Origin of the sequence: Photobacterium sp. GB-210, from assembly GCF_003026075.1 — a bacterium.
Classification (GTDB): domain Bacteria; phylum Pseudomonadota; class Gammaproteobacteria; order Enterobacterales; family Vibrionaceae; genus Photobacterium.
The window spans coordinates 590,620-616,733 of sequence record NZ_PYNU01000001.1; the positions used below are offsets into that span (position 1 = coordinate 590,620).

The following is a 26,114-nucleotide window of genomic DNA, read 5'->3' on the forward strand; positions in this document are numbered from 1 at the left end:
CAGTGATAACGTCACTTGGTTTAACGGATGAGGATACAATCCATGGCATTTATTAAGAAGTTATTTTTAAGCCAATGGAGCACTGATTTTCGCTACGTCAAACCTGCGATAAAAAATCAAAATGATCATGTAAAACAAGTCTGGAATGATGAAAAAGAAAATACATTTGGCATCGAGAGATTATTCAAACTTTTTCTTGTTCTATCATCATATATTTTTCCTGGGCTGTATATTCGACATATCTCTGGTAAGTTTGGATTATTAGCAAGGAAAATATGTTCAGAAGTTTATGTTATTCTTAAATTAATAACACCGATACTGATCTTTAATTTTAATCTTGAATCATCACCATTCTCTATTTTATTTATATCTTATTTACTATTAGAAACGTTGCTTTATTTATTAAGTATCATTTTTCTTTCAGATATCTATAGCCCGCCAATATCTAAAAAACGTTCATTTTTAATGTTAGTTATTAATTATATCGAAGTCTGCTTGGGGTTTGCTGTTTTATATAAAGCGACAGGTGGAGTGAGCAATCTAGTCTCAAATTTTGATGCGATATATTTTAGTTTTATTACGGCGACAACAATAGGGTATGGGCACATGGCACCAATCGGACATGATGCGAAAGCCTTGGTGATATTACATGCAATGTATAACTTTATATTTATAGGTTTAATTTTAAGCAATTTTGCTATTAATATCACTTATAAAGATAGTAGCTACAGAGTAAAGGATAATAAAAATAGTCCGCGTAAAGCTGATTAACAGGGCAATGTATTGCCCTGTTAGATAGACTGATTACTGTGCTGTTTTTACACGGATACGACTTTTGTCTACCATCGTTTCATTTAAAGCTTTCATCGCACGGACTGCTTGTTGCTCATCGTCCATTTCTAAAAAAGCAAAGCCTTTTGACTTACCTGTAATTGTATCTAAAACAAGGTTACAGTTTCCTACTTTGCCAAACTCTTCAAATATTTTACGAATTTGGATTTCAGTGGTGCTACGAGAAAGGTTACGAACTAGAATTTTCATTTAGAGATCTTTTATTTGGTGTGTTTTACTATTTTAACACGAAAAATATCGAAGAGAGGTATATGGCGGAGTAAGAAATGAGGAATACAGATATTTCTATTACCTATATTGAAAAGCGATCACCGAAATAAATGATGTAAAACAGTGACCGCTTTTAGTGGCAAGATGATTTATAACTTAGCTAACGTTTCGTCTTCTTCTTTAATTAAGTTTTCTTTCTCTTTTTGTGCTTTTTCACTGAGGTGAGCTTGTGGTTTTTCTTTGTGCTTAATGACTTGACGCTCTAGACGGTCAAAGGCTTCGTTGAATGCATCGATTAGCTCGTTAGCTTCACCAGTAGCGTCGATTTTACCTAGGTTAGACTTAGTTGCGATTTCAACAGTAAACTTACGGCCTTCCTCAAGTTTCATAAATACATCTTTGCTTTGGAAAGTAATTTTGAATTTATCAAACTTAAAGAATGCTTCTTTAATATGTTGTTCTAGGTAGTCTGGAAGTTCAAAACCGCGTGCTGTAATTTTAATGCTCATAATAAGTTACTCATAATGTGTTGGAGTTTATGCTTAATAAGACTAGTCTAAAAATGATTATCTAACGTGATCTATGTCACATTAATTACCATAAGAGGATTTGTTAAAAAGAGGAAGGTCTTGATTGCTTAATAAGCAATTTATAGTGATGGTAATAATGAAAAATAAAGTATTTATCGAATAAGAATGAAAAAAACACTATTTATTAAAATTAAATAATAAATAGTGTTAATGAAATGTAATTTTTATGTTTTTTACTAAAAAAGTAATCTTTGATTGAAAAGTGAAAAACTAAAAAAAAGTGAGATTTTTATTTGTTAATACAAGAGCAATCATAGCTAAATTATGTTTAAGCGTGTGTGTCAATAACGTTTGGTTGTTTCTCTTCATCTATCTCAGTCGTTTTATTTAAGCCTAAAATACGAGAAGTAATAGTTCCTGCCGTCATTGAGCCACTAACATTTACTGCAGTTCTTCCCATATCAATTAAAGGCTCAATCGAAATTAACAAGCCTGCAAGTGCAACGGGCATACCTAATGTTGAAAGAACGATAAGAGCGGCAAATGTCGCACCACCTCCAATACCTGCAATACCAAATGAGCTGACGGTTACAATGGCAATAAGGGAAATCATAAAGCTGGGATCTAATGGATTAATGCCCACTGTCGGCGCAATCATTACGGCAAGCATAGCTGGATATAACCCCGCACAGCCATTTTGTCCCATCGTAGCGCCAAAGGAAGCAGAGAAGTTAGCAACCGCATCGCCATTGCCAAGCGATTTTACTTGAGTATCAATGTTTAACGGAATTGTGCCTGCACTTGAACGCGAGGTAAAAGCAAACGTTAGTACGGGTAAAATCTTCTTGAAAAAGCGCAGAGGATTGACCCCAACAAAGCTAACGAGTACTAAATGTAATACCAGAATTGACCCAAGGCCAACATACGATGCGATAACAAAATTCAATAAACCTAGAATATCGTCGTAGTTAGAGCCAGCAACCACTTTCGTCATTAATGCCATCACACCATAAGGTGTTAAGCTCAGCACCATACGTACGAGTGTACGAACAATTTCTTGGGCAACATTAACAAACTTTTCAAAGCTAGCGCCTAACTCTGGGGTTGTTTTAATTACCGTTAATCCCGCCATGCCAACAAATGCAGAGAAAATCACAACGGCAATCGTAGAAGTAGGACGCGTACCCGCTAAATCAGCAAAAGGATTAGAAGGGAAAAATGAAATTATCATGTCGGCAAACGACACATTCGCAATACTGCCCAAGCGTGTTTGTAATGCTTCGCCACGGGCAATTTCACGCGCACCTTCAACAATACCATCAGCTGTCAAACCAAATAGGTTAGTGATCATTATGCCGATTAAAGCAGAGATTGCTGTTGTTGCTAATAAAATACCTATGGTGAGAAATGATATTTTACCCAGCGCACTTGAATCCTTAACCTTAATAATTGCGCCAATGATAGAAACCATAATGAGTGGCATAACAATCATTTTTAACAGGCTGATATACCCAGCCCCAACAATATTAATGTACTCAAGGGTGTCACTAACGACAGGAGTTTGTGGGTGATATAACCACTGTAGAGCAGCGCCAAATAAGACACCGAGAATTAATCCGGTAAAAACGCGTTTTGACAGGGTGCTATCGGTACGTTGCTGCTTAATCAACAAGGCGATCAGTACCGTAAAGACGGCTAAATTTATAATTTGGTACATACTGCTAACCTTTAAATTATCAATATAATAAAAACGAGAAAGCAATTATTTGCAGTTAAATAAACTGATGCTTGTAAAATTTAGAAATTAAAATGTTAAGCAATTATTGTTTCTCATTGGAGGGGAATCATAGTGGCTAACGCTTTTTTCAGATACATTTTTTATGACGTTTTTTAGCTTAATTGTTTTATATATATAGCTTTTAGTTATATGCGTTTGTGATAATACGTTGAGGACTACTCAGAAAAGTAAAGAAAAGTAAGTGATGTAGGCAAAAAAAAGCCCAGTAATGATTTACTGGGCGATAAGGGCATTTTATATGGTTTTAGCCAGCAACTGTTAACGCATCCGCACTATCATGATTGTTTCCATCCGTGCTTTGTTCTTTATGGTTAGCAAGAAATGTACGCAATTGTTGCCATAAACTCCCTAGTTTTTCATGCCAATAACGTTCAGTTTGGTTTAAAAACTGCGAGCTTGGCGCGTAGCGTATCCAAGGTTGTTTAATTTTGTTCGTCGCTAAAAAGTTAGTCGGTGCTGGAATTGGATACAGTCCAGCTTGATGAAATTCATACAAGGCTCGCGGCATATGGCTGGCTGAAGTAACAAGTACTAAGCTTTTATCACCAACAACAGAAGCAGCTTGATGCGCTTCTTCCCAGGTATCTTTCGCTGTTTCCAACAACAGAATATCCGATTTACTCACTCCCAATGCTAGGGCGACTTTAGCCATCATACGAGCTTGACTGATATTGGTTCCACCACCGTAACCGGAGAGGATTATTTTAGATCCCGGATACATTCGCGCAATACGAATACCTTCAACTAAACGCATTAACGCAGTACGTGAAAGTTCTGAGGTGATAGGAAACGTTTTATCGATCACATGACCACTACCAAGCACCATAACAAAATCGATAGGTTTAGATGAACCGACAAAAGCGGGATATTGTTGCTCTAATGGTCGCAATAAACTCGTAGAAACAGGCTGAAAAGAGACGGCAAAAATACCTAAAAAAGAGAATGCAATAATTCCCGAAGCGAGTTTTTTCTTACGCGTAAACCATAAAACCAATAATCCAATAACCCCAATGATCAGCAGTGCTGGGAGGGGCATAAGGAGTGTTGCGATTAATTTTTTTAATTCAAACATGAAATGTAGTCCGAAATTTCAGCAGTTGAGCTTGAAAAAGCATCACAAGCCTTTATTCCTTTACTGCTTGTGAGAAAATGAGTCACTTTTTAGATTCGCTATCATAACGTAAAGCAGCCGTGATCAAAGACCGAAATTTTGATGATTTAGCGCAAAAGTTCGCTGAAAACATATATGGCACAGCAAAAGGGCAAATACGACAAACTGTCGTATGGCAAGATATTGAACAAATTCTTACCTCGCTTAGCAGTGTATCACCTCTTACTGTATTAGATGCAGGGGGAGGTATTGGACAATTGTCACAAAAAATTGCATCACTTGGACATCAAGTAACGTTATGTGATCTTTCTAGCGAAATGTTGACATTAGCTCAACAAGAAATTGCTAAAAACGGTTTGCTTGAGCAATATCGTTTTGTGCATTGTCCTGTGCAGGAAATTGATGAGTTCATATCTGAACCTGTCGATTTAATTTTATTTCATGCAGTAATGGAATGGTTAGCTGAACCAATCGAGGTACTTACTGGTCTATTAGACAATGTGAAACCAGGCGGTGCCATTTCCGTGATGTTTTATAACTATAACGGTCTACTGTTTAAAAACTTAATTTGCGGTAACTTGACTCATATTGAGCAAGGAATGCCACATCGCAAGCGCTTTAAATTACAGCCGCAGCAAGGGATAAAACCAGAAGATGTTTATCAGTGCCTAACCGATGCAGGGTTTGAAATCATGGGTAAAACAGGGGTGAGAACCTTCCATGATTATATGCAAACTTTCCGTGTAGGTGACTACAGTTTTGAACAGGTTCTTGAGATGGAGCAGAAGCTTTGCCGTCAAGAGCCGTTTTTGTCGTTGGGGCGTTATATTCATGTGTATGCCCGTAAGCCTTTTGCGAAAGAAACGCACACAACAACGACAAACTCTAATAACAGCAATAAGGACAAGGGATGAGTGAAGTTACCCAGACGGTTCCCGAGTTGGTTAACTGGGTAAAGCAAAACGATTTTGCTTTAAACCTACCAACGGAACGGCTGGCGTTCTTGTTAGCCATTGCCGTTTTAAGCGGTGATCGCTTTGATGAAGAATTAGGGGAAGGAGAACTGGTTGACGCATTTCGCATCGTAAGTGATATGTTCGGCCAATCCAAAGAAACCCTGGCATTTCGCGCCAACAACGCCATTAATGAATTGGTAAGACAGCGATTAATTTCACGCTTTACTAGTGAAGTAACCGATGGCGCTAGTATTTATCGTTTAAGCCCATTAGCGTTAGGCATTACTGATTATTACGTTCGCCAACGAGAGTTTTCAACACTCAAGCTATCTATCCAGTTAGCAATGGTGGCAGACGAAATCAATAAAGCAGCAACGGCGGCACAAGAAGACGGTGATGAAAAACACTGGCGTCAAAATGTTCATGCCGTATTGAAATACTCAGTAGCTGAAATATTCGATCGCATCGATTTAAACCAGCGCACCATGGATGAGCAACAGCAGCAAGTCAAAGTCGATATTGCTGAATTGCTAAACCAAGACTGGCGCGCGGCAATCAGTAGTTGTGAGCAGTTACTTGATGAAACGTCTGCGACGTTAAAAGAGCTTCAAGACACACTACAAGCGGCAGGCGATCAGCTACAAACGCAGTTACTGACGATTCAAGAATCCACACAAGGTCGTGATGATTTAGATTATGTTGATGGGATGGTGTATATCCTACAAGCAAAACTGGATCGCATTATCAGTTGGGGTCAGCAAGCGATTGATTTATGGATTGGCTACGATCGCCATGTCCATAAGTTTATTCGTACCGCGATAGACATGGACAAGAACCGTGCATTTAGTCAGCGTTTACGCCAGTCGGTTACTGATTATTTTGATACGCCATGGTTATTGACCTATGCAGATGCTGAACGTTTATTAGACATGCGTGATGAAGCATTAGTGCTTCGTGACGATGAAGTAACAGGTATTGTTCCCGCTGAGATGGAATTTGAAGAGCTCGACTTAGTTAATGATATATTGGCAGAAAAAGTTGCAGCAATGCTAAAAGCGCACAAATCGACAGGCGCACCCATCAACCTAAGCTCACTGCTCAAAGATTATTTGGCTCAACACCCATTTGCCCAGCATTTTGATTTGGCAAGAATCGTGATTGATCAAGCAGTAAGAATGGGATACTCAGAGGCTGATTTCAATGCAATTCAGCCAGATTGGGAAGCAATTAACGAATACGGAGCCAAGGTACAAGCTCATGTCATTGACAAATATTGAAGAATTCATGCCGGAAAATTTAGCAAAAGCGATTGCTAATCCACTTTTCCCCGCACTGGATAACGCGCTCCGTTCAGGTCGCCATATTTCTAGTGAAGATTTAGATAACCATGCCTTTTTGATCGAATTTGAACAAGAACTCGGCATGTTTTACAAGCGTTACAATGCAGAATTAGTCCGTGCGCCAGAAGGCTTTTTATACCTTCGTCCACGTTCAACCTCATTGATTGGTCGTTCTGTATTATCAGAAATCGACATGCTGGTGGGTAAAGTGTTGTGTTTCCTTTACCTAAGCCCAGAGCGTTTAGCGCACGAAGGTATTTTTACTAACCAAGAGTTGTTTGATGAGTTAGTGACATTAGCAGATGAACAAAAGCTAATGAAATTAGTGACTAACCGCGCAACAGGTTCCGATCTTGATCGTGAAAAACTGTTCGATAAAGTGAAAACATCATTGCGTCGTTTACGCCGTATAGGGATGTTAATTCCAATTGGTGATCACGGTAAATTCCGTATTAGTGAAGCGGTATTCCGTTTTGGTGCCGATGTACGAACAGGTGATGATATGCGTGAAGCGCAGCTACGCTTGATCCGTGACGGTGAAGCCGTTGTGCATCATCAAGAACCAAGCCAATCAAGTTTGCTCGACGATATCGAACAAGACAGTCAAGAATCACTTGAAAATGCAGATGCACAACAAGTGGAACAGGAGAGTAGTATTTAATGGAACGCGGTAAGTATCAATCGCTCACCATGGTCAACTGGAACGGCTTCTTTGCACGTACCTTTGACATTGATAATTTGGTGACAACGCTTTCAGGTGGTAACGGTGCGGGTAAGTCAACAACCATGGCTGCTTTCATTACCACACTCATTCCTGATCAAAGCCTGCTTCATTTCCGAAATACAACGGAAGCGGGAAGTTCAAATGCCTCACGCGATAAAGGTCTTCACGGTAAACTGAAGCCGGGGGCCTGTTATGCAGCGCTTGATGTTGTTAACTCGAAAAAGCAACGCATTATCTTTGCTGTAAAATTACAGCAAGTCGCGGGTCGTGATAAGAAAGTTGATATTAAGCCTTTCTTAATTCAAGGCTTGCCTTCAAATATCAAACCCACTGATGTGTTAATTGAAACGCTATCAGAAAACCAAGCGCGTGTTCGCCAGCTTAATGATGTTAAAGACATTGTTGCACAATATGAAGGCGTGCAATTTAAAGCATTTAACTCGGTAACTGATTACCACGTTCAAATGTTTGAAATGGGCGTGTTACCGAAGAAATTACGTAACAGCCAAGATCGTTCTAAGTTCTACCGCTTAATTGAAGCATCGCTATACGGTGGTATTTCAAGTGCGATCACACGTTCATTACGTGATTACCTATTACCGCACAACACCGGTGTTAAAAAAGCCTTCCAAGATATGGAAGCAGCACTGCGTGAAAACCGTTCGACATTAGAAGCGATTAAACTGACTCAGCGTGACCGTGACTTGTTTAAGCATTTGATCTCAGAAGCAACGAACTATGTTGCTGCCGATTATATGCGTCATGCTAACGAGCGTCAGAAGAAGCTAGAGCAAACATTAAGCTTACGTGGTGAGCTAATGGGCTCACGTCAAACCTTAATCGATCAGCAGTCTACGTTTAATAACATGACCGCAGAGCTGAATGAATTGACTGAGCAAGAAGGCGCGTTAGAGCAAGATCATCAAGCTGCATCAGATCACCTACAGCTAGTACAAACCGCAGTCCGTCAAGCTGAGAAAATCGAGCGTTACAAAGAAGATCTTGAAGAGCTAACAGAGCGTCTTGAAGAGCAGGTCATGGTGGTTGAAGAAGCGGCAGAGCAACTTGCGATTGCCGAAGAACAATCACAGCTAACGGAAGAAGAAGTTGATAGCTTAAAAACCCAGTTAGCCGATTACCAGCAAGCATTAGATATGCAGCAAACCCGTGCATTGCAGTACCAACAAGCGGTACAGGCATTAGAAAAAGCACGTAATTTGTCTGGCGATCATCAAATGCTACCTGATCAAGCGCCACCGTATCTCGCGCAACTTAAACAACAGCAAGATACCCAAACAACAGCATTATTAGCCCTTAAACATAAACTGGATATGTCGTCAGCGGCGGCGCAACAGTTTGATAAAGGCTTAGCGATCATTACCACCATTGCCGGTGCCGTTGATCGCGCAAACGCAAGTAACAAAGCCCGTGAATTGATTGATCATGGTCGTCAACTACGTGCGATTTCAGATCGTGGTGAGCAGCTAAAAGCGCAATACCGTGATTTAGAGCGTAGCGTGCGTAGTCAACGCCAAGCGGTTGAATTAGCTGAAACGTATACCAAGAAATTCGCCACCACATTAGATAGCGAATTAGCGTTAGTTGAAGAACAAGCGCGCCATGAAGCAACGCTTGAAAGCCTAGAGCAAGATCAAGCAACGCTGGTTGAGCAACGCAACGACATGCGCCATGACGAACAACGTTTAGTCTCTCGTATTACCGCATTAGAATTGCAAGCACCAACATGGATTGCAGCTTCTGATGCGCTTGAAAAATTAGCAGAGCAAGCCAATGCTGATCTTTCAAGTAGCCAAGCGGTGATGGATGCAATGCAGCTAACGTTGGATAACGAGCGTGAAGCTTCGCGTCAACGTGATGAATTAGCCGCACGTAAGAAGCAACTTGATGCTGATATTGAGCGTTTAGCACAGCCTGGCGGTAGTGATGACTCACGTTTACGTGGCCTAGCCGATACCCTTGGCGGTACGCTGTTATCTGAAGTTTATGATGATATCACTATTGATGATGCGCCATATTTCAGTGCGATGTACGGCCCTGCTCGACACGCGATTATTGTTCCTGATCTTAGCGGCATTAAAGAAAAATTAGTCACACTAGATGATTGTCCAGATGATCTTTACATCATCGAAGGTGACGCGGATTCATTTGATGACAGTGGCTTTGATGTTGATGAACTCGAAGATGCAGTGTGTGTTCATTTAAACGATCGCCAACTGCGTTACTCACGTTTCCCTGAAATGCCACTATTTGGTCGTGCAGCACGTGAACAACGTTTAGAGTTCTTACGTGATGAAAAAGATCAAGTTGTAGAAGATCACGCAAAAGCATCGTTTGATTCGCAAAAACTTCAGCGTTTGTACCAAAGCTTCAATAGCTTTGTAGCCACCCACATGTCTGTGGCATTTAACCCAGATCCAGAAGTAGAATTAAAGCAAGCACGTGATCAACGTAACCAAATTGCACGTCAGTTATCAGAATCACAAGCGCAAGAACAACAACAGCGTAGCCAGTTAGCGGCAGCACGTGAAGGTCTTGCATTATTGGGTAAATTAAACCCAGTAGTAACACTGCTTGAAGATGACACCCTAAGCGCACGTTTTGAAGAAGTTGAACAACAACTTTCACAAATGGATGAAGCACGTAACTACCTTGACCGTCATGGTAAAGCGTTAGCCGAGCTTGAAACATTAGTGTCTTCGCTGGACGCTGATCCCGAGCAATTCGATGCGCTACAAGCTGATTACGAAGCGGCAGATAAGAAGCTACAAGAGCTCAAAACCCTGATCTTTGCGGTCGCTGATTTGGCCGAACGCCGTCACTACTTTAGCTATGCCGATGCGGTAGAGCTACTAAGCAAGAGCTCAGAGCTAAACGAGCAGCTTAAAGCGAAACTTGCAACCGCAGAACAAGCCCGTGGTCGCAGCCGTGAAAGCTTAAAACAAGCGCGCGCACAAGCAAACCAGTACAACCAGTTAATGGCGTCACTGAAGAGCTCGCACCAAGCGAAAATGGAAACCGTTCAAGAATTTGAACGTGAACTGCAAGAGCTAGGTGTACGTGCAGATGTTGAAGCAGAAGAACGCGCGCGTATTCGTCGTGATGAACTCAATGAGCGTTTACACAGTTCACGTAGTCGCCGTAGCCAGTTAGAAAAATCAACCACCTCTATCGAACTTGAAATGAAGTCGTTAGTGAAGCGTTTACGTAAAGTAGGTAAAGATTACCAAGACTTCCGTAAGTTAGTGGTTAACGCGAAAGCGGGTTGGTGCGCGGTATTACGTTTAGCACGTGAAAGCGATGTTGAACGTCGTTTACACCGTCGTGAAATGGCATATATGTCGGCAGATGAACTACGTTCACTATCGGATAAAGCGCTCGGTTCACTGCGTCTTGCAGTTGCGGATAACGAAGATTTACGTGATGCATTACGCGCGTCAGAAGATGTGACGCGTCCTGAACGTAAAGTTCTGTTCTACATCGCGGTTTACCAGCATCTACGTGAGCGTATTCGTCACGATATTATTCGTACTGACGATCCAGTAGAAGCTATCGAAGAAATGGAAGCAGAGCTGGGACGTTTAACCGAAGAGCTAACGGCGCGTGAACAACGTTTAGCGATCAGTTCAGATTCCGTTGCGAATATTATTCGTAAAACAATCCAGCGTGAGCAAAACCGTATTCGTATGCTAAACCAAGGCTTGCAAAGTATTGGCTTTGGTCAGGTAAATGGTGTGCGTCTAAACGTTAAAGTACGTGATACGCACGAATCATTACTTGCAGGACTTGTTGAGAATAAAGATCAGCATAGCGATCTATTCGGTAATAACCGTTTATCATTCTCGGAAGCGATTGCGAAGTTGTTCCAACGTTTGAATCCACATATCGATATGGGTCAACGTTCACCGCAAATCTTGGGTGAAGAGCTGTTAGATTACCGTAATTACCTAGAGTTAAGCATTGAAGTTAACCGTGGTACAGACGGCTGGCTACAAGCGGAATCAGGCGCGCTATCTACGGGTGAAGCGATTGGTACAGGTCAGGCAATTCTGTTAATGGTTGTTCAGAGCTGGGAAGAAGAATCGCGACGTTTACGTGGTAAAGATATCATTCCTTGTCGACTCTTGTTCTTGGATGAAGCGGCACGACTGGATGGTAAATCAATCGCAACATTGTTTGAGTTATGTGAACGCTTAGACATGCAGTTACTGATTGCGGCACCTGAAAATATCAGTCCGGAAAAAGGTACAACCTACAAACTAGTACGTAAGATTTTCAAAGATCGTGAACACGTACACGTGGTAGGTTTACGTGGCTTTGGTAATACACCGAAACATGAAAAACCAATCCAAACAGTCTTAGATATCGACACGATAGACTAACTTTTCGTTAAATATCGCAAAAAAGGTCAGCAGAAGTGCTGGCCTTTTTTTATATCTAAAACAAAAGGTTAGATAAAAAATAAGGTTGTAAAAGATAAGAAAAAAATGTGATCGAATTGGCTTTTTAACAAGCTTGAAAATTAAATGTAAAAGCATTGTCTATAATTCACTTTAAGCACTGGAAAAGCCTATTAAGAATAATAAGGCTTACTAATAAGTGAGAGAGCAATAATGTTAAGTGAAGAAATGGATGATAAAGAGAGAGGCCGTTATGAATGGCGAACATTTCTCTTTATCATTGTTTTACTGTTTCCTATTTTATCTGTCATTTTTGTGGGCGGGTATGGTTTTTTTATTTGGGCGATGCAAGTGTTTTTCCTCGGGCCTCCGGGTCATGGTTAGGCACACGTCAATATTGAATAAAAAACGGTAGGTAAATAATGAAGTCGTCCTTAAAAAAAGCTTGGGTAACCCTGTGGCGCCCAGCAACAAAAATAAGCCTTGGCGTACTCGCATTAGGTGGTTTTATCGCGGGGGTTATATTTTGGGGGGGATTTAATACTGCCCTTGATATGACCAACACAGAAAAATTTTGTATCAGTTGTCATTCGATGAGAGACACCGTATATCCTGAATTAAAAGGCACCGTTCATTGGTCGAATAATTCAGGGGTTAGGGCAACCTGTCCTGATTGCCATGTTCCGCATAATTGGTCGGATAAAATCGCTCGAAAAATGCAGGCGAGTAAAGAAGTCTTTGGCGCCATTGTTGGCTCCATTGATACACCTGCAAAGTTTGAGGCAAAAAGGCTGGAATTAGCCCAACACGAATGGAAACGGTTTGCAGCGAACGGTTCGCTAGAATGTAAGAGTTGCCACAGTTATGCCAGCATGAAATGGGATGAAATGTCACCTCGGGCGCAGGCACAAATGAAACAAGCTGCGGTTAAAGATCAAAGTTGTATAGACTGCCACAAAGGTATAGCCCATCACTTACCAGCGGATATGGCCTCGTCTGGTGGGATTGTCTCTGAATTGACTGCGGCATCACATAGTACCGATTACTCAGACGGTGATACCTACTACAGCGTGCAATTTTTGCCTCTTTATGAAGATGAAGCCAAAACCAAAGACGGGGGTTCTTTAGAGCCTGCATCGGCAGTGAAAGTGTTGGCCATTAAAGACGACATGCTGCAAATTGAACTGAACGGTTGGCGAAAAGTAAAAGGTTTTGGTCGGGTGATTAATCAAGATTTCGGAATGAATATACCGACAGCCGCCTTAAGTAAAAATGCTGCGCAAAGTGCGGATATTGTAAAAGGTTTCGAGAAAAAAGAAGATGACGTCACAGGCCTAGAATGGCAACAAGTAACCGCAACATTATGGGTTGAGAAAAAGAACTTTGTTAGTGATGTCAGTACTATTTGGAGTGCCGCAAAATCGGCCTACAACACCAACTGTAGCGTATGTCATACCCAGCCAGCAGAAAACCATTTTGACGCAAATACTTGGCCTGGCATGTTTAACGGTATGCTTGCATTTGTGAATTTTGATACAGATAGCGAAGCTATTGTTTTGAAATATTTACAAAACCATTCGTCAGACTTTTCTAAAGCTGAACATTAATCAAACTAAAGGTTGCTAAACATACATTATGTTCAGCAGCCTTTTTACGTTTTAATCGTGAGGAATTTTTTTATGTCACTGAGTAGACGTAAATTTTTGCAAGGCTTAGCAACTACGAGTGCCGCTTCTGTTATTGGTCCTGGATTGCTGATGCAAGCGGCTAAAGCTGCTGAAGAAGTCACAAAATCAACAGAGCCGCCCGGTATTTGGAAAGTGACAGGTTCACACTGGGGAGCATTCAGAGCGCGTATTTATAACGGTCAAGTTGCAGAAATTAAACCCTTTGAATTAGATAAGCATCCAACTGATATGCTAAACGGGATTAAAGGGTTAATTTATAGTCCTTCAAGAATTCGTTATCCCATGGTGCGGTTAGACTGGCTTAAGAAAAACAAATACAGTGGTGAAACACGAGGTAACAATCGCTTTATTCGAGTAACGTGGGATGAAGCGTTAGATCTCTTCTACCAAGAATTACAACGTATCCAAAAAGATTATGGTCCTTGGGCACTGCATGCGGGGCAAACAGGCTGGCGTGAAACCGGACAGTTCCAAAGCTGTACCTCACACATGCAACGTGCGGTGGGGATGCATGGCAACTTTATTAAAAAAGTGGGGGATTATTCCACTGGGGCAGGACAAGTTATTTTGCCTTACGTGTTAGGTTCAACCGAGGTTTATGCCCAAGCCACCACATGGACAACCATTTTAAAAGATACCAAAACCTTAATTTGGTGGTCTAACGATCCGATCAAAAATAGTCAGATTGGTTGGCAGTGTGAAACGCACGGCTCTTATGGTTATTACGCCCAATTAAAAGACAAAGTCGCGAAGGGCGAGATCACCATGATATCCGTCGATCCTGTGGTGTCGAAAAGCCAAAAATATTTCGGTTGTGAACACCAATACGTGAACCCCCAAACCGATGTTCCTTTCATGTTAGGTATTGCCCATACCTTATACAAAGAGAACCTTTACGATAAACAATTTTTAGAAACGTATACCTTAGGGTTTAACGAATTTTTGCCGTACTTACTTGGTACTGGCAAAGATAAAATCGAGAAAACCCCAGAATGGGCAGAAAAAATTTGTGGTGTTAAAGCCGACGACATTCGTAAATTTGCTCGTCGATTAGTGAAAGATCGCACCATGATAATGTTTGGCTGGGCAGTACAGCGCCAGCAACATGGTGAACAGCCGTATTGGATGGGAGCCGTGTTGGCATCCATGCTTGGGCAAATAGGCTTACCCGGTGGTGGGGTGTCTTATTCTCATTTCTATAGTGGTGTTGGGCTGCCATTTAGTACCGCAGCAGGGCCAGGTGGTTTTCCACGAAATGTCGATGAAGGGCAAGTGCCAGTTTGGAATAACAATGATTTCAAAGGTTATAGTTCAGTTATTCCTGTTGCTCGTTGGATTGATTCGATTATGGAACCGGGGAAAAAGATCAAATTTAACGGCGGTAACGTCGTATTACCCGATATTAAAATGATGGTGTTTAGTGGCTGTAATCCATGGAATCACCATCAACAACGTAACCGAATGAAAGAAGCGTTTAGAAAACTACAAACCGTCGTCAATATTGATTACACATGGACGCCAACGTGTCGTTTCTCTGATATCGTATTACCGGCATGTACGCAGTTTGAACGTAATGATCTCGACCAATACGGCACGTATTCTACCTCTGGTGTATTGGCGATGCATAAATTGATTGATCCCTTATACCAATCAAAAACAGATTTTCAGATCTTCACCGAACTTACCGAACGATTTGGGAAAAGTAAGCAATATACTCGCGGCATGACAGAAATGCAGTGGATACATCAGCTGTATAATGATTGTCGTGAGGCAAACAAAAATAGTAACCCAATGCCAGAATTTAACGAATTTTGGAAAAATGGCATCGTCGAATTTAAAACCGACCAAACCTACGTAAGCCACGAAGCGTTCAGAAAAGATCCTGAAATCAATTCACTGGGTACACCGTCAGGGTTCATTGAAATTTATAGTCGAAAAATAGCGCGCTATAACTATGAACATTGCCAAGGCCACCCAATGTGGTTTGAAAAAGAAGAGCGTTCACATGGTGGGCCGAAATCGAAGCAATTTCCATTTTGGCTGCAATCTTGCCATCCCAATAAACGCTTACACTCACAAATGTGTGATTCGGAAAAATACCGTAATACCTATGCAGTAAAAGATCATGAGCCCGTTTATATTAATCCCGATGATGCTAAGAAAAAAGGCATTAAAGACGGTGATATTGTTCGAGTCTTTAATGATCGCGGGCAATTATTAGCAGGGGCGGTATTATCGGAAGATTACCCAACAGGCGTAATAAGAATTTACGAAGGGGCATGGTTTGGGCCGTTGAATAACGACATTGGTGCGATTGATACTTATGGCGATCCTAATACCGTTACCATTGATATTCCAACCTCACAGTTAGCGCAAGCAACCAGTGCCAATACCGTTGTTGTTGATATTGAAAAATTCACTGGCGAAGTGCCACCTGTGACGTCATTCAGTGGGCCTATTTATGTGACTTAAGGCTTAATAACAGCAGCAGTAAATCAACCATTGCTGTGACATCAAGCAAACAATAAAGAGCCAGTAACAGGGCTCTTTATTTTTTTTAGATATAATAAAATAAACAAAAGCAGTAAAAGACAGTGAGTCGAGATTGGATAGTTCAGAATACCCAGAGCAAGATGAGTTTTCAGGTGTAAAGAAAGCCAAAGCACCCGTATATGGGGTGGGAGACAGCACCTTACAAGCGGCGGGAGGTGAGCAAGGTGTAAAACAATTAGTGGATGCCTTTTATCACTATATGGATACGTTGCCCGTTGCTGCTACAGTACGTGCTATGCATCACCCTGATTTAACGGAATCTAAAGCGAAACTCACCACATTTTTAGTCGGTTGGATGGGGGGGCCATCTCGTTACGCAGAAATGTATGGTTCGATCAATATACCGGGCGCACACCGTCATTTAGATATTGGTTTAGCAGAAAAAGACGCTTGGCTATTGTGTATGCAAAAAGCGTTAGACGACCAACCTTATGAAGAAACCTTCAAACGTTACATCATGGTACAGCTTTCCTTCCCCGCCGAAATGTGCCGTAACAGAAAGTAATCATTGAGCAATCATTTTCGATATCGGCAACCTATTCCAAGTTGGAATAGGTTGTCGTCTTGTTTTTCTCTATTGTATTTTTATTCATAACGTTAATATCACGATATTAAAGAATAACTTACAATGTGAGTTGCAATGGAATTAACGTTAGAGATCTTCGTACTACTGTTTTTTGTCGCAGGATTAGCCGGCTTTATTGATGCCATTGCTGGTGGCGGTGGGTTATTAACCGTTCCTGCCTTATTGTCGGTGGGTATTCCGCCAGCACAAGTACTTGCCACCAATAAATTACAAAGCTCATTTGGTAGCTTTTCAGCCTCACTGTATTTTGTCCGTAATGGATTAGTGAAACTTAAAGACATGCGCCTAGCTATAGCCTGTACCTTTACAGGCTCAGCGATTGGCGCGTTGTTGGTTCAACATATTGATGCAGGTACATTAACCAGTCTTATTCCTCTTTTATTAATATTTGTATCACTGTATTTTCTTTTTAGCCCTAATATCGGTAAACCGCAGGGCGATCCAAAACTATCAGAAGCGATGTTTGCTTTTGCTGTGGGTACATCCATAGGTTTTTATGATGGTTTCTTTGGCCCAGGAACCGGCTCTTTATTTACCATTTGTTTCGTTGCGATTGCCAAGTTTGGCTTAGTTGAGGCAACTGCAAGAACCAAAATATTAAACTTCACTTCTAATATCGCTGCGCTTATCTTTTTTATTATCGCGGGGCTACCTCTTTGGAAACTGGGTTTAATTATGGCAGCTGGTGGTTTTATTGGTGCGCGATTAGGAGCGCACATTGTGATTAATAAAGGACAAAAGTTTATTCGTCCAATGGTTATTATCATGTCGATGATTATGGCGATTAAGTTGCTTTGGGATCAACACCCACAATGGTTTCAATTTATTGGTTTCTAAAATTAGTAAATAAAATGCATGCCACACTATACATATATTTAGCGTGGCATATGTGCTACATAAAAGAAGAGATAAGAAAAATGATAGGAATAACAAATAAAAAAAGGCTAAATCATAATAATTAAATATTTTACTCTTTAAGATTCTAAATAAATCCTAGCGTTGTAAGAAATTGTTTTGTTTTTTGCACATAAGATATTAATTTCATTCGAAATGAAGTATATTTGTGCGATTAAGCGATTGATATTTCAACTCTAATGCTGGCAGCGATTCATTATGGATAACAAATTTAAAGTGAGAATAACGCATTCTAGCTTTGCTATATTATTTTCTTTATTATTACTGTTAATTGTTATCGAGTTGTTCTTTTTTAATAACAAAAAGAAACATGATTTATTAATCAACAAAGATACTGCAAATATCAGTCAGACCATTACAACAAAAATTAATGAACAAATTAATAGTATGGTTGTTAGCCTTAAAGCATTAAGTTATTCATTAAATATTCAAAATAGTAAAAATACGAAAGCATTTGATGTAATAGCTAAAAAAGTAATGGCTGATAACGATGTTATTTCAGAACTTCAATATGCGCCTTTAGGTATTATTACCGACATTTATCCTAACCAGACAAAAAATACCGCGATAGGGCACGATCTTAACCATATTAAAGAGCGCAAAAAAGGCGTATTACTTTCCATTGAAAACCGAAGTGTGAGCCTAATTGGCCCCGTTAAGCTTATTCAAAACGGTAAACTAGCGTTTATTCTACGCTTACCCTTATTTAATGAAAAAAAAGAGTTTACAGGGTTTGTAAATGCGATCAGTTACCTTGATACATTTCGAGAAAAACTCGCGCTAAATAAGAGCTATTATAAAATCCTTGGCTTTAACCCAGATGGCCATCGATTAACTATTTTTAATAACATAGAAAAGAGTTGCGAAAAAACCGATAGCTCTTTTACCGTCAAAGTGCCGAATGGTGAGTGGTTGTTCGTTATTCAAAACCAACAAAAAAACTACCAAGACAACAGTCTCTATTTAAGGTGCTTGCTTTACTTTCTCTCTTGCTTGATCTGCATTTATGTCTATAAGCGCGAGATGTACCTGAAACGGAGCCAGAACTCTATCCTTGATATGAATATGATGCTGCAAAAAGCGTCATATACCGATGAGTTAACACATCTCCCCAACAGGCGCTTGTTAAATGAAAAACTAGACGCTATTTCAACATTAACCAACAACCAAACCTACAGTATTGCGATATTCGATATCGATAACTTTAAACAGGTTAATGATACTTATGGGCATGATGTTGGTGATGATGTACTGGTTGCGTTTGCCAACATTTGTTTATCGAACTTACGTTCCACCGATATCATTGCGCGTTGGGGCGGTGAAGAGTTTGTGTTGTTAATGGAAAATACCGACAGTCATCATGGCCAAGAAATTTGTACGCGGATTCTTCACACCTTGTCACAGCATCGTATTACCTCTGGTGATACTCACTTTTCAGTGACATCGTCTGTCGGGTTATGTGAATTCACCACTCCAGATTTTACAATAACCAGTGTGATGAAGTGTATTGATGAAGCGCTATATGCATCTAAAAAAACGGGTAAAAACAAAGTCACGCTAGGGCAGTTAAGCGCGAATAAATAGCGTTTTTACTCGCGGGATAGCGATCAGTTATATTGTTTTTGGGATCACAACATCAGTGATAGTCTTAACCAGTTTTTTGACCCTAGGTAGCTTGTAACTATTTTGACGATAAATCAGATTAATAGGGCGGGTTAAGCCAGATAACGCTTCAAAATCAAAACAGAACCTATCTTCAATCTGTAGTGTGTTCACAATCGACAGGGGCACAAGTGCTGGCGCCATACCTGCCAAGGCTAACTGTGCTGCGGCAGTGTAAGAATCCATCTCCATTAATGGTGCAATCCCGACTTTTTGCAATATTGCTGCTTGAGAATAATTGGCTGGGTTTTTTAAATCATTCACCACTAACGCTTTCGGTAATGCCGTCAAGGGTTGGTTAAATACCACCTTAAAAGGCTCATCGATTAAATGCTCGGCAATAAAACTATAGTTTGCAGGTAGATGTCCCGCACAAAAGCCAATTGAAGCCTTACCAGATTGCACGTTTTCGACAATCACTGGGGTATGGTGAGTGGTAATTGAAATGTATTTATCGTGCTGGAAATATTGCCCCATCGCTTGTGATAAATAACCCGCGACTAAGGTTTCAGAGCAATCAATCGTAATAATGCTTTGATCGTCTAAATTCTGATGTTCAAAAATCAGCCCTCGAATTTCATTAAAACTCGGCCCTACATTGTTAATCAGCGCATGGGCATCAGGGGTTAGCTTAATTAATCGCCCCGCAGGAATGATCAGCTTAGTGCCCAATGTTGCCTCTAACTTGGCAATCCGTTTGCTCACTGCGGATTGGCTGATATACAAACGGCTACCCGTTCGGCTCATGGTGCCTTCTTCCGCTAACACTAATAAGGTTTCAATACCTTCGAGTAACATAGTTCATTCCATTGATGAAAGAGAGGAATTAATCATACGTGATTATAGGAGAGGAGGCGAGGTGCTTACTTATTGCTGCTAACTTACTAGCTAATTCATAATTGTTCCATTATAAGTTAGGCCTAATACTCTTCATATAGTATTAACATAAATTAAGATAAATTTTATAATTCCTCTAACCTCTCTATTTTAAATTTAATAAAATTTTTAGTCTTTAGACTTTATAGTAAGAAAATGTATCTGGTACCGTGATTTATATACGTAACCGAGTATAGTTACTCAAACTAAACTTACACAACAGAACTCCTGTTTATGTTGTTATAACTTTCCTGAGAGAGTAAATGAGAGCAATAGAGTGCGTGAAGAAAGGATATAGTTATCAACAGTATCTTTCTGTTTCTACTGACACAAAAATAAAACAAGAAGTTGACTACAATAACTTAACTTCTCGCTTTATAAATTTGCAAGAAAACACAGCAAAAGCAGTTGAAAAAAAAGCATCTTCAAAAGCAGAGCGTATAAAAAACCACCAAAATGCGATAAGAATAAAAGAAGAAAAGTTACGCAAAGATAATGAAAATAAACAGCTAAAAGATTCATTGATACTAGAAAAAATAAGAACACAACAACCTTCTATTAATCGATTTGACTATGTTATTAATGACAATGATTACAAGCGGGGAAATAAAATTGAAAATGAATATAAAAAGCTTTACACGTTAACAGTACTTAAAGCTTTTAATTGCCAATGCGCTAATTGTTTTGATATGTACAATGGTTATGAGTTAGATCATTTTATATTTAGTAAAAACGAGGGTGGTAATTTTGTAATGAGAACTAATGATGGATATCTGGTCAATAATGCCATTATATTGTGTATAAAATGTAATAGAGCAAAGCAGGATAAAAAATTTACTGAGTTTTTCAAAATTGATGCGATAGCTAGAATACACAATATAAATAAGGTAATTTCAGAAATTATTAATCAAGAAAGAAAAATGGATAAATACTTTATAAATTAAACCTTGTAACCAAAAATCTTCACTGCACATAAAATATAAATTTGAAATACTTAAAAGAAAAACTAATAAATAAGGATGTTTTTTGCACAGCCAATTTAAAGTACTCAACAAAAGGAATATCCCTCATAGTTATTTCTAATATCTATTAGTCCAAATAGAGTTAAGTAATTAACACATTGCTGTCCATCTTCGATTCAGCGAGATCTGCGTTGACTCGGTTATGAACCAACGTATATGGAATCCCCGTATTTACAAAGTGATTTTGGATTAGTTTTGTTTATATAATTCTACGTCAATCAGGGTTATTTGAAATATTTCTTACTTTCTACATTTCAAATAAATACTTTGAAACAAAATGATGCGATCAAGTTCATGATATTTATGAGTTAAATTGATTATGATTGTGGGGCTTTAGGGGGAGTGTTTTGTTGATTTTATAGAGTTAAATTATTCACAGTGCATATGATTAAAATCACTAGGAAAGTATATTAATGAATTTTTCAGATATAAATGCAGAACTTAAAGAGCTTTTTTATCAAATGGCAGAAGCTTTGAATGAATCCTATATTCATCAGAGTAAAATGTATAAAAAATCTGCTGAAATGGGATGGTTTCCCTGTGATGTTATTGATTTTAGTTATGTAAACAGTGTACTTCAGGGGCAAAATGAATTAGATGAGTACATGTCAGAAGAGATTACTATAGAACTTGATTATATTGAGAAAAGCATTGTAAGAAATCATCCAAATAGAAGCCATATTATAAATAATGCGTTTAATTTATTCAGGGGTGGAAACTATATCGCTTGTATTCCGTTATTATTAACTCAATCTGACGGTATATTATTTGAAAAAATTAATAAATATCTTTATACAAAAAAAGACCAAAGGCATAGAGTTATTAAGACATTAATTGAAGAAAAACCAGAATTAGGATTTGCCTTAGCACCACTTCTTGCGGACACTCAGTTTCAAAAGACAATCGATAACTCTACCGCTGAAGATAAGGGAATTGCCCCAAATAGAAATGGAATATTACATGGTGATTCAAGGCATTTAGATTATGGTACCAAGTTGAATGCGCTTAAATGTATATCTTTGCTTTCTTATGTATCCTCAGTATCTAGCGATGTTATTTAGCTCATATCTGTCCAAAAATAAGCTCACTCTATCTTCAATAAAAAACCGATCATTCGATCGGTTTTTTTATTAATCAGAGTCTACTAAACGGCGTAGCAATAAGTTTATTAGCTTATTTACTGTATCGCTCGCAGGTGATTTTGATTATCTCGGTTACAACAGAACTCGCCGCTTGTAGCGACTTAACCGGCAGATACTCATAAATAGAATGGAAGTTATGTGCCCCTGTGAAAAGGTTAGGGCAAGGTAAGCCTTTTTGTGACAACACTGCGCCATCATAGCCGCCTCGCATTGGGATCGCGTTCATCGCTATGTTATTGCGTGTGTATGCTTCTTTGGCTATATCGATAGGGAATCTCGCTTCACCTTCTAAGCTATTTGCGACATTCTTGTAGCGGTTATCTAATTGAATCGAGATGGTTGATTCACCCCACAATGTGGCACAGTTATCGGCAAGGTTTTGTAAAAATGCCATGCGATCGCGATAGCCCTGTTGGCTGAAATCACGAATATCAAGCTTCAGTACTGTTTTAGCACTGTTGCCTGTCATTTCTTTTACCCAGTAATAACCTTCGCGCCCTTCGGTATATTGTGGTGCTTCACCTGCTGGCAACATGCTGATGAATTGATGCGCCATAAATAATGAATTTAGATATTCATCGAATAACATTGTGTATCTCGTTTCATAGCAAGGTGTTACGTTGCAAGTAAAAAAAGACCTATATAGTATTTTCACCATCATATTGATCGGATGAATAACTGACAACGTTAGGAGTTTTACATGTCAGAGATGCAAGAAGAAGTGGTGATTAATCCAACCATGACAGAAAAAGATAAAGCTGCAAAAACAAACGCATTAATTGCCTATGGCTTGATGCTAGTTGGTTTGTTAACAGGTTTTTTGACTATTATTGGTATAATTTGGGCGATGGTAAAAAAAGGTGATGCGCAAGGGACTATCTTTGCTGATCACTATAGCAATATCATTACAACATTTTGGTGGTTTTTTGGCTTATCCATTCTTGGTGTTTTGTTAATTGCTTTCTTTGTCGGTTATTTATTGCTTTTTGCTGTGTGGATTTGGTTTATCTTCCGCATGGTGAAAGGCTTAGCGAAACTGACTTCAAACAAAGGCTATAACGGCTAACGTTTATGCTTTGTAGCGTGACGAATAAAAAAATGCCCTGTACTTGAATAATCAAGAAACAGGGCATTGATATTGATTATGACTGTAGTTAGTTACTAATCACTTGTCGTGTTGTTACTAAGCAAAAGTTTGAGAATTGCTCTGTAAGAAACGCTTGTTTGCCTTTGATTTTTTTGCTCTTTAGCACATAGGTATGTTCATTCAGTTTCCCTTCGAAATCCCATTTGCTAAAAGCTTCATGGCGAGCGTCTGCACAAGACGTTTGCAAAATATAACTTTCAGTGACTGAAGTGTCACATCCACCTTCGATATTTTTCACACCATGAAAAGTCACATGGCTTTGACGATCACGATAAGTGGTTACCGCCAGTGCATTGAAAAGGTGCACATCATCAGACTTACTCACGTAAGGCAGCATTCGATGAGGATTATCTTTTAACGAGACTGTTGCCAAATCCCTTAGCTCAGAAGAGCAGGGGATAGCTTGGCTCTCAAGAATACTGTCCATTGATGTTTTCGCTTGAGCGATATTAAACAAGCTGGGTAACGCGAGTAGCGAACCTAGCACACAAGCAAATAACTTCATATTTATACTCCGAATCAATACTTGGTCATCGGCATAACAGTGAGTTGCACGTCAAACTTTTCACCGTTGTCAGCAACTAAAGTCACTTTGATTTCTTGGCCTGGCTTTAAAGCTTCTTTAACACCCATAAACATTAGGTGGTAATCTTTTGGTTTTAGCTCAATAGAACCATTTGCAGGGATCTCAAGAGCATCAACTTTACGCATCGCCATCTGACTATCACGCATAAACATACGATGGAACTCTGTGTGTTTTGCGATAGATGAGTTTGCCTCTACAAGGCGGATAGGCTCATCGGTATCGTTGGTGATCTTCATATAACCTGCGCTAACCTTTACCCCTGGAATAGTGGCTTTAGCACGAGCATTTTCAATCGTAAGGACGTCATTAACGGTTTGTACTTGATGGTATGTCTTCGTGTCAGCCACTGCAGTGTCATGAGCACTGTGGTCGTGTGCAGAAGCTTGGAATGCAACCAGTGCCAACGCGATCGATAATACGGTCTTTTTCATTATTTTCCCTATACATTTTAGTTTTTAGCAAGCGCGTTGCTATGTGCACGGTCAATACCAGCAGCTAGTTCAATAGGTGTCGTTGTATGGCTCATTGCATCAACCAGCTTTCCTTCTGGGTTTATAATATAGAAACGAGAAGCGTGGTCTACGGTGTAGCTAAGTTCAGAAGACGCCATATCAACTAAATCAAAGTAAACACCATATTGTTCTGTTAAAGCGTCTATTTCTTCTTTTGTTCCTGTTAGCCCTTTAATGCGTTTATCAAAATACTTAGCAAACTTGTCAAGAGAATCAAGATCATCACGACCTGGATCGACACTGATAAAGATACCTTGTACGTTGGCATATTCTTCAGGTGGCAACATAGAAAAAGCTGTCGACATCACGCCCATAGAAGAAGGGCAGACTTCAGCACAGTTTAGGAATCCAAAGTAGAGAACGACAGTTTGTCCTTTAAATTGACCAAGGCTGACGGTGCCATCACGGCTATTTAGTTGAAATTCACCGCCAAGATCTTTCAGTGCTTTCTGTCTATCTCCAATCGGGGTTGTACTGTTAGTTATGTAAAGCGCGAAAATGCCAGCGAGGGCAAGTGCTCCAAGAAGGAGCACAATTTTTACAGGGTTTTTCGTCATTAACTTCGCTCCAGCAGAGTAGAAACTACTGTATTACTAGCTTGATAATTTTCTGATAGGTCTCCCGCTGAAAAGTCGAGAGAAATAAGTAAACAAAACACCATGATGTTAGCGATTGAGCAAAGTAACATCTGTTTGCCCCATTGCGCATCTGGCACTTTTTGGTAGCCCACTTTGGCAATATATAACCAGTGAAGACTGACTAAACCCACACCCAGTGCATACCAGCTACCCGCATAACCTAGGTAGTTAAGTGCTAAAGCAGCAACAGCAAAGGCAATAATGTAAGCGATGATGTGTAAACGAGCACGTGCGATACCCACTTCTACAGGTAGAACGGGAATAGATGCTGCTTTGTAATCATCAAATCGGTAAATGGCAATGGCATAGGAATGCGGAAGTTGCCAGATACAGAAAGTAATGAATAAGATTGCAGCGCCTGCATCAAAGTGACCTGTTACTGCGCAATAACCGATAACCGGAGGACATGCGCCTGAAAGTCCGCCTATCAATGTGCCGTAAACGGATTTACGCTTGTAATAAAGGCTATATAAACCGACATAAACAACGAACCCGAGCACACCAAATTGCAATGCAACCGTTGTTGTAAATTGACTTAGTATATAAAAGCCAGATAAACCTAATACCGTAGCCCAGATAAGCGCATGAGATACAGGTATAACATTTTTAACGAGCTCTCTTTCACAGGTGCGTTTCATTAAGCGATCGATATCTTTATCGATCACGTTGTTGAAAACACAGCCAGACGCAACGATTAGGCTAGTACCCATACAAACAGCAAGCAGTAATAGCCAATCGATATTGCCTTGAGAAGCGAGAAGCACACCACCGATGGCGGCAACTAAGTTGCCGCCGATAATACCGGGTTTGGTGATTTTTAGATAAGGTCTATACATCCTGTAACCCTA

General features: G+C 39.8%; 23 protein-coding genes and 1 pseudogene. 14 read left to right on the forward strand and 10 right to left on the reverse strand.

Going from position 1 to position 26,114, the window contains the following annotated elements; translation table 11 throughout:
- The first annotated feature begins 42 nt into the window (after positions 1 to 42).
- Positions 43 to 771, forward strand: a complete 729-nt coding sequence (locus C9J38_RS02720; RefSeq protein WP_107205756.1) for a potassium channel family protein — start codon at positions 43 to 45, stop codon at positions 769 to 771.
- A gap of 33 nt (positions 772 to 804) precedes the next feature.
- On the opposite strand, the gene C9J38_RS02725 is transcribed toward C9J38_RS02720, so the two are convergent.
- The 4 genes from C9J38_RS02725 to elyC form a co-directional block, all read right to left on the reverse strand.
- Positions 805 to 1,041 (reverse strand): RNA-binding protein, encoded by a 237-nt coding sequence (locus C9J38_RS02725; RefSeq protein ID WP_107205757.1) that lies wholly within the window; start codon positions 1,039 to 1,041, stop codon positions 805 to 807.
- Between the two features lie 170 nt (positions 1,042 to 1,211).
- Entirely contained in the window at positions 1,212 to 1,571 is a 360-nt protein-coding gene (gene hpf / locus C9J38_RS02730; RefSeq protein WP_107205758.1) for a ribosome hibernation-promoting factor, HPF/YfiA family, read from the reverse strand.
- 349 nt (positions 1,572 to 1,920) lie between these two features.
- A complete protein-coding gene (locus C9J38_RS02735) occupies positions 1,921 to 3,309 on the reverse strand; it encodes an L-cystine transporter (protein ID WP_107205759.1) in 1,389 nt (462 codons plus the stop codon).
- A 325-nt stretch (positions 3,310 to 3,634) separates the two neighbouring features.
- Positions 3,635 to 4,462, reverse strand: coding sequence for an envelope biogenesis factor ElyC (elyC, locus tag C9J38_RS02740; RefSeq protein WP_107205760.1), 828 nt, complete (start codon positions 4,460 to 4,462; stop codon positions 3,635 to 3,637).
- A gap of 119 nt (positions 4,463 to 4,581) precedes the next feature.
- Between elyC and cmoM the strand changes: the two genes are divergently transcribed.
- The 10 genes from cmoM (at position 4,582) to C9J38_RS02790 (ending at position 19,265) form a co-directional block, all read left to right on the forward strand.
- Entirely contained in the window at positions 4,582 to 5,415 is an 834-nt protein-coding gene (cmoM, locus tag C9J38_RS02745) for a tRNA uridine 5-oxyacetic acid(34) methyltransferase CmoM (protein WP_107205761.1), read from the forward strand.
- A complete protein-coding gene (mukF, locus tag C9J38_RS02750; RefSeq protein ID WP_107205762.1) occupies positions 5,412 to 6,734 on the forward strand; it encodes a chromosome partition protein MukF in 1,323 nt (440 codons plus the stop codon). Before cmoM ends, mukF begins: the two co-directional genes overlap by 4 nt.
- Positions 6,715 to 7,458 (forward strand): chromosome partition protein MukE, encoded by a 744-nt coding sequence (mukE, locus tag C9J38_RS02755; RefSeq protein ID WP_005367158.1) that lies wholly within the window; start codon positions 6,715 to 6,717, stop codon positions 7,456 to 7,458. Before mukF ends, mukE begins: the two co-directional genes overlap by 20 nt.
- The gene (gene mukB, locus C9J38_RS02760) at positions 7,458 to 11,921 is read left to right on the forward strand and encodes a chromosome partition protein MukB (RefSeq protein WP_107205763.1); all 4,464 of its coding nucleotides are present in this window, start codon (positions 7,458 to 7,460) and stop codon (positions 11,919 to 11,921) included. Before mukE ends, mukB begins: the two co-directional genes overlap by 1 nt.
- Positions 11,922 to 12,152: 231 nt before the next feature.
- Positions 12,153 to 12,323: a periplasmic nitrate reductase, NapE protein gene (locus tag C9J38_RS02765; RefSeq protein WP_107205764.1), complete on the forward strand. Its 171-nt coding sequence runs from the start codon at positions 12,153 to 12,155 to the stop codon at positions 12,321 to 12,323.
- Positions 12,324 to 12,361: 38 nt separating this feature from the next.
- Complete coding sequence (gene torC, locus C9J38_RS02770) at positions 12,362 to 13,546, forward strand: pentaheme c-type cytochrome TorC (RefSeq protein ID WP_107205765.1); 1,185 nt, start codon at positions 12,362 to 12,364, stop codon at positions 13,544 to 13,546.
- 72 nt (positions 13,547 to 13,618) lie between these two features.
- A complete protein-coding gene (gene torA / locus C9J38_RS02775; RefSeq protein WP_107205766.1) occupies positions 13,619 to 16,099 on the forward strand; it encodes a trimethylamine-N-oxide reductase TorA in 2,481 nt (826 codons plus the stop codon).
- A gap of 133 nt (positions 16,100 to 16,232) precedes the next feature.
- Positions 16,233 to 16,685, forward strand: a complete 453-nt coding sequence (locus tag C9J38_RS02780; protein ID WP_107205767.1) for a group II truncated hemoglobin — start codon at positions 16,233 to 16,235, stop codon at positions 16,683 to 16,685.
- 135 nt (positions 16,686 to 16,820) lie between these two features.
- Entirely contained in the window at positions 16,821 to 17,603 is a 783-nt protein-coding gene (locus tag C9J38_RS02785; protein ID WP_107205768.1) for a TSUP family transporter, read from the forward strand.
- A 276-nt stretch (positions 17,604 to 17,879) separates the two neighbouring features.
- Positions 17,880 to 19,265 carry a sensor domain-containing diguanylate cyclase gene (locus C9J38_RS02790; protein ID WP_107205769.1) on the forward strand — a complete coding sequence of 462 codons (1,386 nt, stop codon included), beginning with the start codon at positions 17,880 to 17,882 and terminating at the stop codon, positions 19,263 to 19,265.
- 27 nt (positions 19,266 to 19,292) lie between these two features.
- Here the strand turns inward: C9J38_RS02790 and C9J38_RS02795 are convergent, their stop codons facing one another.
- On the reverse strand, positions 19,293 to 20,141 hold the full coding sequence (locus C9J38_RS02795; protein ID WP_107205770.1) for a LysR family transcriptional regulator: 849 nt from the start codon (positions 20,139 to 20,141) through the stop codon (positions 19,293 to 19,295).
- 341 nt (positions 20,142 to 20,482) lie between these two features.
- Between C9J38_RS02795 and C9J38_RS02800 the strand changes: the two genes are divergently transcribed.
- Both C9J38_RS02800 and C9J38_RS02805 read left to right on the forward strand, forming a co-directional pair.
- Entirely contained in the window at positions 20,483 to 21,163 is a 681-nt protein-coding gene (locus tag C9J38_RS02800) for a hypothetical protein (RefSeq protein ID WP_107205771.1), read from the forward strand.
- A gap of 491 nt (positions 21,164 to 21,654) precedes the next feature.
- Positions 21,655 to 22,302: a hypothetical protein gene (locus C9J38_RS02805; RefSeq protein WP_107205772.1), complete on the forward strand. Its 648-nt coding sequence runs from the start codon at positions 21,655 to 21,657 to the stop codon at positions 22,300 to 22,302.
- A gap of 112 nt (positions 22,303 to 22,414) precedes the next feature.
- On the opposite strand, the pseudogene C9J38_RS02810 reads toward C9J38_RS02805, so the two are convergent.
- Positions 22,415 to 22,951, reverse strand: a pseudogene (locus C9J38_RS02810) (peptidase T); the annotation flags it as partial.
- A 132-nt stretch (positions 22,952 to 23,083) separates the two neighbouring features.
- Here C9J38_RS02810 and C9J38_RS02815 point away from each other — a divergent pair.
- A complete protein-coding gene (locus tag C9J38_RS02815) occupies positions 23,084 to 23,449 on the forward strand; it encodes a hypothetical protein (RefSeq protein WP_107205773.1) in 366 nt (121 codons plus the stop codon).
- An 88-nt stretch (positions 23,450 to 23,537) separates the two neighbouring features.
- Here the strand turns inward: C9J38_RS02815 and C9J38_RS02820 are convergent, their stop codons facing one another.
- From C9J38_RS02820 to cyoE, 4 genes are read right to left on the reverse strand one after another with little or no spacing between them, the layout of a single operon-like run.
- Positions 23,538 to 24,035, reverse strand: coding sequence for a hypothetical protein (locus tag C9J38_RS02820; RefSeq protein WP_107205774.1), 498 nt, complete (start codon positions 24,033 to 24,035; stop codon positions 23,538 to 23,540).
- A 14-nt stretch (positions 24,036 to 24,049) separates the two neighbouring features.
- Entirely contained in the window at positions 24,050 to 24,547 is a 498-nt protein-coding gene (locus C9J38_RS02825) for a copper chaperone PCu(A)C (RefSeq protein WP_107205775.1), read from the reverse strand.
- Positions 24,548 to 24,564: 17 nt separating this feature from the next.
- Positions 24,565 to 25,185, reverse strand: a complete 621-nt coding sequence (locus C9J38_RS02830; protein WP_107205776.1) for an SCO family protein — start codon at positions 25,183 to 25,185, stop codon at positions 24,565 to 24,567.
- The gene (cyoE, locus tag C9J38_RS02835; protein WP_045082985.1) at positions 25,185 to 26,102 is read right to left on the reverse strand and encodes a heme o synthase; all 918 of its coding nucleotides are present in this window, start codon (positions 26,100 to 26,102) and stop codon (positions 25,185 to 25,187) included. The genes C9J38_RS02830 and cyoE overlap by 1 nt, the downstream gene beginning before the upstream one ends.
- Positions 26,103 to 26,114: the final 12 nt, after the last annotated feature.

Coding starts and splice junctions, on each gene's coding strand:
- C9J38_RS02720 (WP_107205756.1), top strand. CDS start 43: ATGGCATTTATTAAGAAGTTATTTTTAAGCCAATGGAGCACTGATTTT.
- C9J38_RS02725 (WP_107205757.1), bottom strand. CDS start 1,041: ATGAAAATTCTAGTTCGTAACCTTTCTCGTAGCACCACTGAAATCCAA.
- hpf (WP_107205758.1), bottom strand. CDS start 1,571: ATGAGCATTAAAATTACAGCACGCGGTTTTGAACTTCCAGACTACCTA.
- C9J38_RS02735 (WP_107205759.1), bottom strand. CDS start 3,309: ATGTACCAAATTATAAATTTAGCCGTCTTTACGGTACTGATCGCCTTG.
- elyC (WP_107205760.1), bottom strand. CDS start 4,462: ATGTTTGAATTAAAAAAATTAATCGCAACACTCCTTATGCCCCTCCCA.
- mukF (WP_107205762.1), top strand. CDS start 5,412: ATGAGTGAAGTTACCCAGACGGTTCCCGAGTTGGTTAACTGGGTAAAG.
- mukE (WP_005367158.1), top strand. CDS start 6,715: ATGTCATTGACAAATATTGAAGAATTCATGCCGGAAAATTTAGCAAAA.
- mukB (WP_107205763.1), top strand. CDS start 7,458: ATGGAACGCGGTAAGTATCAATCGCTCACCATGGTCAACTGGAACGGC.
- C9J38_RS02765 (WP_107205764.1), top strand. CDS start 12,153: ATGTTAAGTGAAGAAATGGATGATAAAGAGAGAGGCCGTTATGAATGG.
- torC (WP_107205765.1), top strand. CDS start 12,362: ATGAAGTCGTCCTTAAAAAAAGCTTGGGTAACCCTGTGGCGCCCAGCA.
- torA (WP_107205766.1), top strand. CDS start 13,619: ATGTCACTGAGTAGACGTAAATTTTTGCAAGGCTTAGCAACTACGAGT.
- C9J38_RS02785 (WP_107205768.1), top strand. CDS start 16,821: ATGGAATTAACGTTAGAGATCTTCGTACTACTGTTTTTTGTCGCAGGA.
- C9J38_RS02790 (WP_107205769.1), top strand. CDS start 17,880: ATGGATAACAAATTTAAAGTGAGAATAACGCATTCTAGCTTTGCTATA.
- C9J38_RS02795 (WP_107205770.1), bottom strand. CDS start 20,141: ATGTTACTCGAAGGTATTGAAACCTTATTAGTGTTAGCGGAAGAAGGC.
- C9J38_RS02800 (WP_107205771.1), top strand. CDS start 20,483: ATGAGAGCAATAGAGTGCGTGAAGAAAGGATATAGTTATCAACAGTAT.
- C9J38_RS02805 (WP_107205772.1), top strand. CDS start 21,655: ATGAATTTTTCAGATATAAATGCAGAACTTAAAGAGCTTTTTTATCAA.
- C9J38_RS02815 (WP_107205773.1), top strand. CDS start 23,084: ATGTCAGAGATGCAAGAAGAAGTGGTGATTAATCCAACCATGACAGAA.
- C9J38_RS02820 (WP_107205774.1), bottom strand. CDS start 24,035: ATGAAGTTATTTGCTTGTGTGCTAGGTTCGCTACTCGCGTTACCCAGC.
- C9J38_RS02825 (WP_107205775.1), bottom strand. CDS start 24,547: ATGAAAAAGACCGTATTATCGATCGCGTTGGCACTGGTTGCATTCCAA.
- C9J38_RS02830 (WP_107205776.1), bottom strand. CDS start 25,185: ATGACGAAAAACCCTGTAAAAATTGTGCTCCTTCTTGGAGCACTTGCC.
- cyoE (WP_045082985.1), bottom strand. CDS start 26,102: ATGTATAGACCTTATCTAAAAATCACCAAACCCGGTATTATCGGCGGC.